This window comes from Pseudomonas sp. SG-MS2 (assembly GCF_009933855.1).
GTDB classification, from domain to species: domain Bacteria; phylum Pseudomonadota; class Gammaproteobacteria; order Pseudomonadales; family Pseudomonadaceae; genus Aquipseudomonas; species Aquipseudomonas putida_E.
Genome location: NZ_MOMO01000014.1, coordinates 1 through 6,736 on the forward strand (window position 1 = coordinate 1; position 6,736 = coordinate 6,736).

Annotated in this window: 9 protein-coding genes and 1 pseudogene; 5 read left to right on the forward strand and 5 right to left on the reverse strand. The window is 61.3% G+C overall.

What is annotated here, in order from left to right; all coding sequences use genetic code 11:
• Nucleotides 1-278 (reverse strand): annotated as a pseudogene (locus BLX42_RS01010) (two-component sensor histidine kinase); the annotation flags it as partial.
• The gene (locus BLX42_RS01015; protein WP_161870960.1) at nucleotides 275-955 is read right to left on the reverse strand and encodes a heavy metal response regulator transcription factor; all 681 of its coding nucleotides are present in this window, start codon (nucleotides 953-955) and stop codon (nucleotides 275-277) included. The pseudogene BLX42_RS01010 and the gene BLX42_RS01015, both read right to left, overlap by 4 nt.
• A gap of 153 nt (nucleotides 956-1,108) precedes the next feature.
• Here BLX42_RS01015 and BLX42_RS01020 point away from each other — a divergent pair, with 153 nt between their 5' ends.
• The gene (locus BLX42_RS01020; protein WP_161870961.1) at nucleotides 1,109-1,612 is read left to right on the forward strand and encodes a plastocyanin/azurin family copper-binding protein; all 504 of its coding nucleotides are present in this window, start codon (nucleotides 1,109-1,111) and stop codon (nucleotides 1,610-1,612) included.
• 68 nt (nucleotides 1,613-1,680) lie between these two features.
• Complete coding sequence (queF, locus tag BLX42_RS01025; protein ID WP_115275398.1) at nucleotides 1,681-2,511, forward strand: NADPH-dependent 7-cyano-7-deazaguanine reductase QueF; 831 nt, start codon at nucleotides 1,681-1,683, stop codon at nucleotides 2,509-2,511.
• 122 nt (nucleotides 2,512-2,633) lie between these two features.
• Here queF and BLX42_RS01030 read toward each other — a convergent pair whose 3' ends face one another.
• Together BLX42_RS01030 and BLX42_RS01035 are read right to left on the reverse strand one after the other, a co-directional pair.
• Nucleotides 2,634-2,897, reverse strand: a complete 264-nt coding sequence (locus tag BLX42_RS01030; protein ID WP_012313583.1) for a DUF4404 family protein — start codon at nucleotides 2,895-2,897, stop codon at nucleotides 2,634-2,636.
• Nucleotides 2,898-3,020: 123 nt separating this feature from the next.
• Nucleotides 3,021-3,584 carry a hypothetical protein gene (locus BLX42_RS01035; protein ID WP_046786445.1) on the reverse strand — a complete coding sequence of 188 codons (564 nt, stop codon included), beginning with the start codon at nucleotides 3,582-3,584 and terminating at the stop codon, nucleotides 3,021-3,023.
• Nucleotides 3,585-3,772: 188 nt separating this feature from the next.
• On the opposite strand from BLX42_RS01035, the gene BLX42_RS01040 reads away from it, so the two are divergent.
• Nucleotides 3,773-4,480, forward strand: coding sequence for a VacJ family lipoprotein (locus BLX42_RS01040; RefSeq protein ID WP_012313585.1), 708 nt, complete (start codon nucleotides 3,773-3,775; stop codon nucleotides 4,478-4,480).
• A 51-nt stretch (nucleotides 4,481-4,531) separates the two neighbouring features.
• Here BLX42_RS01040 and BLX42_RS01045 read toward each other — a convergent pair whose 3' ends face one another.
• Nucleotides 4,532-4,831, reverse strand: coding sequence for a PilZ domain-containing protein (locus tag BLX42_RS01045; RefSeq protein ID WP_046786444.1), 300 nt, complete (start codon nucleotides 4,829-4,831; stop codon nucleotides 4,532-4,534).
• 269 nt (nucleotides 4,832-5,100) lie between these two features.
• On the opposite strand from BLX42_RS01045, the gene rssB reads away from it, so the two are divergent.
• Together rssB and rssC are read left to right on the forward strand one after the other, a co-directional pair.
• Complete coding sequence (gene rssB, locus BLX42_RS01050) at nucleotides 5,101-6,285, forward strand: two-component system response regulator RssB (RefSeq protein ID WP_039602919.1); 1,185 nt, start codon at nucleotides 5,101-5,103, stop codon at nucleotides 6,283-6,285.
• Nucleotides 6,282-6,736, forward strand: a 455-nt coding sequence (rssC, locus tag BLX42_RS01055) for an anti-sigma factor antagonist RssC (RefSeq protein ID WP_161870962.1), incomplete at its 3' end; no start/stop codon positions are given. The genes rssB and rssC, both read left to right, overlap by 4 nt.

Consider the following 6,736-nt stretch of genomic DNA (forward strand, 5'->3'; position numbering starts at 1 on the left):
CTGCCATCGCTGCCATTGATGCGCAAGGCCAGGTCGGCCTGGTGGCTGAGCTCGTTGCGCAGGGCTGCCAGCTGTGCTTGCAGGTCGGCAGGGCGTTGCAGGCCGCAAAGCCGGGTGCGTAAAAGCGACACGCGTGATTCGAGCAGTTGCTGGTCCAGCTCGACGAAATGTTGCTCGCTGGCGCGGTTGAACAGCAGCCCCGCCCCCAGCGAAACGGCAGCGGTACATGCGGCGAACAACAGGGCCAGGCGGCTGCCAAGGGAAAGCCTGCGCATCAGTCGTGGCGCTCCTCGAGCACATAGCCCATGCCGCGCACGGTGTGAATCAGCTTGTTGCGGTGCGGGTCGTCGATTTTCAGGCGCAGGCGGCGGATGGCGACCTCGATGACGTTGGTGTCGCTGTCGAAATTCATGTCCCAAACCTGCGAGGCGATCAACGATTTGGGCAACACTTCGCCTTGGCGGCGCAGCAGCAATTCAAGCAGGGCGAACTCCTTGGCGGTCAGGTCGATGCGTTGGCCTGCACGCTCTGCCCGGCGACGGAACAAGTCCAGGCGCAGGTCGGCCAAGGCCAGCTGCGTCTCCTGGCTGGGGCTGGCACCGCGGCGTAGCAGGCTGCGCACCCGGGCCAGCAGTTCGGAAAAGGCGAAAGGCTTGACCAGGTAATCGTCGGCACCCAATTCCAGGCCGCGCACGCGGTCCTCCACTGCATCGCGAGCAGTGAGGAACAGCACCGGCGTGTCCAGGCCGGCCTGGCGCACCGCCTGGAGGATCTGCCAGCCGTCGCGGTCTGGGAGCATCACATCAAGGATCAGCAGGTCGTGATCGCCGCTCAGGGCCAGGTGCTGGCCGGTTTCGCCATCAGCGACCAGCTCAGTGGCGAAGCCGGCCTCGCTGAGGCCCTGGCTCAGGTACTGGCCGGTGCGGGCCTGGTCTTCGACGATCAGCAGTTTCATGCGGTGTCCAGAGTGGGCGCTGTAATGGCTGAAATGATACGTGACTATCCCGGCCTCCACCCAAGCTGACAAAGTTGTAATCTTGCCGTCAGGTAGCTGCCAGTCAGCCCTTTCTAAAGTGGCCTCATATCCGCTGCAAGTACTGGAGTCATCATGAAACACCTGTTCGTCGCCGTTGCGCTTGCCCTGTTGAGCCTGCCCACCCTGGCGGGCACCGGTAAAAGCTTCGCTTTCGGCGAGCCGGCCCCGGCGGCCAAGGCCACGCGCACTGTCGAGGTCGTGCTCAAGGACATCGCCTTCGAGCCCGGGAACCTGCAGGTCAAGGCGGGCGAGACCGTACGGTTTGTCCTGATCAACGAAGGCAAGCTGCCCCATGAGTTCAACCTAGGTGACAAGGCCATGCACGCCCAGCACCAGAAAGAAATGATCGCCATGCAAGGCAAGCTGTTCACCGCCGGCATGAGCCACGAGGGTATGGGCCATGGCCAGATGGACCACGGTGCCCATGGCCATGATGCTGGCAATACGGTGCTGTTGCAGCCCGGCCAGCGCGCCGAGCTGACCTGGACCTTCCGCCAGTCGGCGCCCATCGAATTCGCCTGCAACGTACCTGGGCACTACCAGGCTGGCATGGTCGGGCCATTGACCATCGAGTAACTGGCGCTCCAAGGCGGGATGTAAAACCGGTAGACTAAGGGTATTTCCGAACCTTCAGGTCAGTTTCCATGCATCCCGCCGCCGAACATTCCCCGCTGGGCAAATCCAGCGAATACATTGCCACCTACACGCCTTCGTTGCTATTCCCCATCCCGCGCACGGCCAAGTGGGCCGAACTGGGTGTGACCGCCCAGACCCTGCCTTGGTACGGCGTGGATTACTGGAACTGCTTCGAGCTGTCCTGGCTGTTGCCGTCCGGCAAACCTGTGGTGGCGATAGGGGAGTTCGCCATCCCTGCCGATTCGCCGAACATCATCGAGTCGAAGTCGTTCAAACTCTACCTGAACTCACTGAACCAGACGGTGTTCGCCACCATTGGCGAGTTGCAGGCATGCCTTGAGAAAGACCTGTCGGCTGCCGCTGGCAAGCCTGTGAGTGTGCAGGTGCGCACGTTGGCAGAAGTGGAGGCGCAAGGTGTGGTTGCGCTGCCGGGGCAGTGCATTGATGCACTGGATGTGACCATCAGCAACTACGAGCAGCCGCAACCAGAGTTGCTGCGCTGCAACCCCGAGCGGGTGGTGGAGGAAACCCTGCACAGTCACCTGCTCAAGTCGAACTGCCCGGTGACCGGCCAGCCGGACTGGGGCAGTGTTGTGGTTGAGTACAAGGGTAGGGCGCTGGACCATGCCAGCCTGCTGACCTACCTGATCAGCTTCCGCCAGCATGCAGACTTTCATGAGCAGTGCGTGGAGCGGATCTACCTGGATTTGAAGAGCCTGCTGCAGCCGGAGCATCTGACCGTGTACGCGCGTTATGTGCGCCGGGGTGGGCTGGATATCAATCCGTACCGTAGTACTGGGGCGATCAGCCCTGAAAACGTGCGGCTGGTGCGTCAGTAAGGTTCGAGTGATTGGGGCCGCTTCGCGCCCCTTTCGCGACACAAGGCCGCTCCAACAGGACTCGCGCTTCTGTAGGAGCGGCCTTGTGTCGCGAAAGGGGCGCGAAGCGGCCCCAGCTATTACTAAATACCCATACTGTGCAGCGAGTTGGCAATGCTGCGCAGGGTGGCGGTGAGGTCGGGATGGTCGGCCTCGAAACGCTCTATGGCCAGGTTCACACCATCGACCAGGTTGTTGTCTGGCGTAGCTTCCTCAAGCTTCAGTTGCGCCTCGATCTGTCTGGCTTCCTCATGCAGCGCGGCCAGCTCCTCATCCGTAAGCGGTATGTTTCGATCCAGTTGCTCGCGCAAGCTGTTCAGGCGCTCTTGCAATTCGCGGGCAGGCATTGGCTGTTCTCCATCAATGGCTTGGCAAGGCATGGACCTCAGCGAAGCGGCAAAGGTTCGCACCTGTCTTCTAGCGTAATCCACTCGCCGTTGCTTTGCATGATCCGTATCAACGCTGCTGTGTCAGGGTTTTTCGCCTTTGCGCCGGCGCAGGGCGATGTCGGTCAGGCAGGTGTCCAGCGCTTCGAGGTGGTCGATCACCGAGTGCACGCCCAGGCGAAACAGGTCCAGCGTGGCCTTGCCCCGTGCCAGCTCCTGCTCCTGCGGGGTCATGGCTTGCCATTGCTGTGAGCCGAGGTCGCAGGACGGGCTGCAGGCGGCCAGGCCGATGGTCCATAGTCCGGCGTTGAGGCCTGATTGCAACAGCCGCGGCTCGCCGCTGACCAGCACGCAGCCGTCCAGGCGTTGGCTGTCCAGCGCCATCAGTGCCTGCCAGCAGGCGTTGGGCGCGGGCAATCGCACGCCATTGGCGGTGTGCCCCGGCAACCACTCCGGCAGCACGCTGGCCAGGCGTTTGCCCTGGGGGCTGCTAAGGTCATCGAGCCAGATACATGGCACCTGTCGGCGGCGCAGGCCGGCCAGGGTTTCGAGGGCGCCGGGGGCGGGCAAGGGGCTGCCGTTGGCAGCCTGGACCAGGCAACCGCGCAGGCCGAACAGCACAGCGGTGAAGGCAGGTGCATCATGCATGGCAGCGTCCCTAAATACACCGCAGGCTATTGGGCGATTGTTACGTCTCTGTGACTTGTAATAGCTGCTCACAAATATTTAGGAAAAATGTGTAAAGGTGTTTATCAGCTCGCAAGCCTCTATACTGCCGCCTTACCTGCGGCGCATGCGTTGCGCCAGCGGCCGAGAAATTCGATGGAGAAACATCTATGCGTAGGATCGGTGCCGGTGTGATCGAGCGAGTCACCCAGGCCTGTGTCTGTGCCAGCTTGCTGCTGGCACCTGTGGCGGCTACCCAGGCTGCCACCGAGGATGATCCCTGGGAGGCGGTCAACCGGCCGATCTTCCGCTTCAACGATGTCCTCGACACCTATGCCCTCAAGCCATTGGCCCAGGGCTATCAGGCTGTCACCCCCCAGTTCCTCGAAGATGGCATTCACAATATCTTCCGTAACCTGGGCGATGTCACCAACCTGGCCAACAATGTGCTGCAGCTCAAGCCGCATGCGGCGGGTGTTGATACGGCGCGGCTGATCGTCAATACCACCTTCGGCCTGGGCGGCTTCTTCGATGTGGGCACCAAGATGGGCCTGCAGCGCAGCGACGAAGACTTCGGCCAGACGCTCGGTTACTGGGGCTTGCCCAGCGGCCCGTACGTAGTCATTCCGCTGCTGGGCCCGAGCACCGTGCGCGACGGCCTGGCGAAGTACCCGGACGGCTATACCAAGCCGTACCGCTACATCGACCATGTGCCGACCCGCAACTCTATCTTCGCCCTGGATGTGGTCGATACCCGTGCCAGCCTGTTGTCGGCAGAAAAGCTGATTCAGGGCGACAAGTACATCTTCATTCGCAACGCCTACCTGCAGAACCGCGAGTTCAAGGTCAAGGATGGCGAGGTCGAAGACGACTTTTGATTCATGCGTGCACGAAAAAGGCGACCTTCGGGTCGCCTTTTTCGTAACAGATCAATGCATGGCCAGGATGCGCAGGCCAAATTTCTGCTGCCCACCGGGTTGGTCGGCGATCCAGACCACTTCGGTGCTGGCATGCAGGCCTTTGAGGGCAGGGTGGTCGGAGTCGATCCGTACCTCCAAGGTGTCGCCTACCTGAAAGCGCTGCGGCGCCTGCACCTGCATGCCGCTACTGGACAGGTCCAGGCATACCGCTGCGATCACCTGGCCGGCATGCAGCAGGCTGGCGTCGGTGTCGATGCGCATGCGAATGAAGTCGCGTTTCTCACTGTGGTTGGAGGGCGTGTTTGGCATGCTGCATCCTTCTCATCGGGTTGCACAGGTCGCATTCTTATAACTCTCGGTGATTTAGCCTGTAAAGAGCACCAGACTCGACCCATGCATGCTTGAAACGCCTGGCGGATGGGAGTACCGTCTGCGCCTTACACAGTACCTCTGCCGGTTGCCTGGGCCGTGTTCTTGGCCTACAACTCAAGTAGAGTGTTACCACAGAGTATTCCAGCAGTTGGATGTCAGCCTTGCAGACGCCCCTGCACCAACCCAAATCGGCGCCGTTCGCCCACATGCAGAAAATCAGTGCAACGCTGCTGATCATCGATGATGACGACGTGGTCCGTGCGAGCCTCGCCGCCTATCTGGAAGACAGTGGCTTCAGCGTCCTCCAGGCCGGTAATGGCCAGCAGGGGCTCCAGGTCTTTGAAGAACACCAGCCCGACCTCGTGATCTGCGATCTGCGCATGCCGCAGATGGGCGGCCTGGAATTGATCCGCCAGGTCAGTGAGCGCGCGCCGCAGTTGCCGGTGATCGTGGTATCGGGTGCCGGCGTGATGAGCGATGCAGTCGAGGCCTTGCGCCTGGGTGCCGCCGACTACCTGATCAAGCCACTGGAAGACCTTGCCGTGCTCGAACATTCGGTGCGCCGTGCGCTTGACCGTTCGCGCCTGGTGGTGGAAAACCAGCGTTACCGCGACAAGCTCGAGGCAGCCAACCGGGAACTGGAGGCCAGCCTGCACCTGTTGCAGGAGGACCAGACTGCCGGTCGCCAGGTGCAGATGAACATGCTGCCAGAGAGCCCCTGGGTTGCCGGGGAGTTTGCCTTCGAGCACCAGATCATCCCGTCGCTGTACCTGTCGGGCGACTTCGCCGACTATTTCCGCGTGGATGAGCGGCGCATTGCCTTCTACCTTGCCGACGTCTCCGGGCATGGCGCGTCGTCGGCTTTCGTCACCGTGCTGCTGAAGTTCATGACCACCCGGCTGATGTTCGAATTCAAGCGCAGCAGCAAGCTGCGCGAATTCAAGCCTTCGGAAGTGCTCAGCCACATCAACCGTGGCCTGATCAACTGCAAGCTGGGTAAACACGTGACCATGGTCGGTGGTGTGATCGATGAAGAAACCGGCCTGCTGACTTATGCCGTGGGCGGCCACTTGCCACTGCCGGTGCTGTATACCCCAGGCCAGGCCCGCTACCTGGAAGGCCGCGGCCTTCCGGTGGGCCTGTTCGATGAGGCAACCTACCAGGACCTGGTGATGGAACTGCCACCGCAGTTCAGCCTGACCCTGATGTCAGACGGCATCCTGGATCTTTTGCCAGGGGACACGCTCAAAGATAAAGAGGCCGCCTTGCCGGACATCGTCAAGGCAGCGGGTGGTAGCCTGGATGGGCTGCGCCAACGATTTGGATTGGCTACGCTTGGGGAGATGCCGGATGATATCGCCCTATTGGTGTTAAGCAGGAACCTTCAATGAGTACCGGTAGAATCCAGTTCGCCGAGCAAAGTGGTACCTTCGTGCTGAAATTCGTCGGTGAAGTGCGCCTGACCTTGTGTTCGGCGCTGGATGCGACGATCGAGAAAATCTTCACCGCGCTGAATTTCTCGGCCATCGTCATCGACCTGACCGAAACCGAGAGCATCGACAGCACCACCCTGGGCCTGCTGGCCAAGCTGTCGATCCTGTCGCGGCAAAAGGTCGGCCTGCTGCCGACCGTGGTCACCACCAACCCGGATATTTCGCGCCTGCTGCAATCGATGGGCTTCGATCAGGTGTTCAATATCGTCGATCGCCCGGTGCCGTGCCCGGAATGCCTGACCGACCTGCCATCCCAGGACCAGAACGAAGAGGTGGTGCGCTCCAAGGTGCTGGAGGCGCACAAGATCCTCATGGGCCTGAATGACTCCAACCGTGAAGCGTTCCATGA

Excerpts from the sequence above, each read along its gene's own strand:
- BLX42_RS01015 (WP_161870960.1), bottom strand. The coding sequence starts at position 955 with ATGAAACTGCTGATCGTCGAAGACCAGGCCCGCACCGGCCAGTACCTG.
- BLX42_RS01020 (WP_161870961.1), top strand. The coding sequence starts at position 1,109 with ATGAAACACCTGTTCGTCGCCGTTGCGCTTGCCCTGTTGAGCCTGCCC.
- queF (WP_115275398.1), top strand. The coding sequence starts at position 1,681 with ATGCATCCCGCCGCCGAACATTCCCCGCTGGGCAAATCCAGCGAATAC.
- BLX42_RS01030 (WP_012313583.1), bottom strand. The coding sequence starts at position 2,897 with ATGCCTGCCCGCGAATTGCAAGAGCGCCTGAACAGCTTGCGCGAGCAA.
- BLX42_RS01035 (WP_046786445.1), bottom strand. The coding sequence starts at position 3,584 with ATGCATGATGCACCTGCCTTCACCGCTGTGCTGTTCGGCCTGCGCGGT.
- BLX42_RS01040 (WP_012313585.1), top strand. The coding sequence starts at position 3,773 with ATGCGTAGGATCGGTGCCGGTGTGATCGAGCGAGTCACCCAGGCCTGT.
- BLX42_RS01045 (WP_046786444.1), bottom strand. The coding sequence starts at position 4,831 with ATGCCAAACACGCCCTCCAACCACAGTGAGAAACGCGACTTCATTCGC.
- rssB (WP_039602919.1), top strand. The coding sequence starts at position 5,101 with ATGCAGAAAATCAGTGCAACGCTGCTGATCATCGATGATGACGACGTG.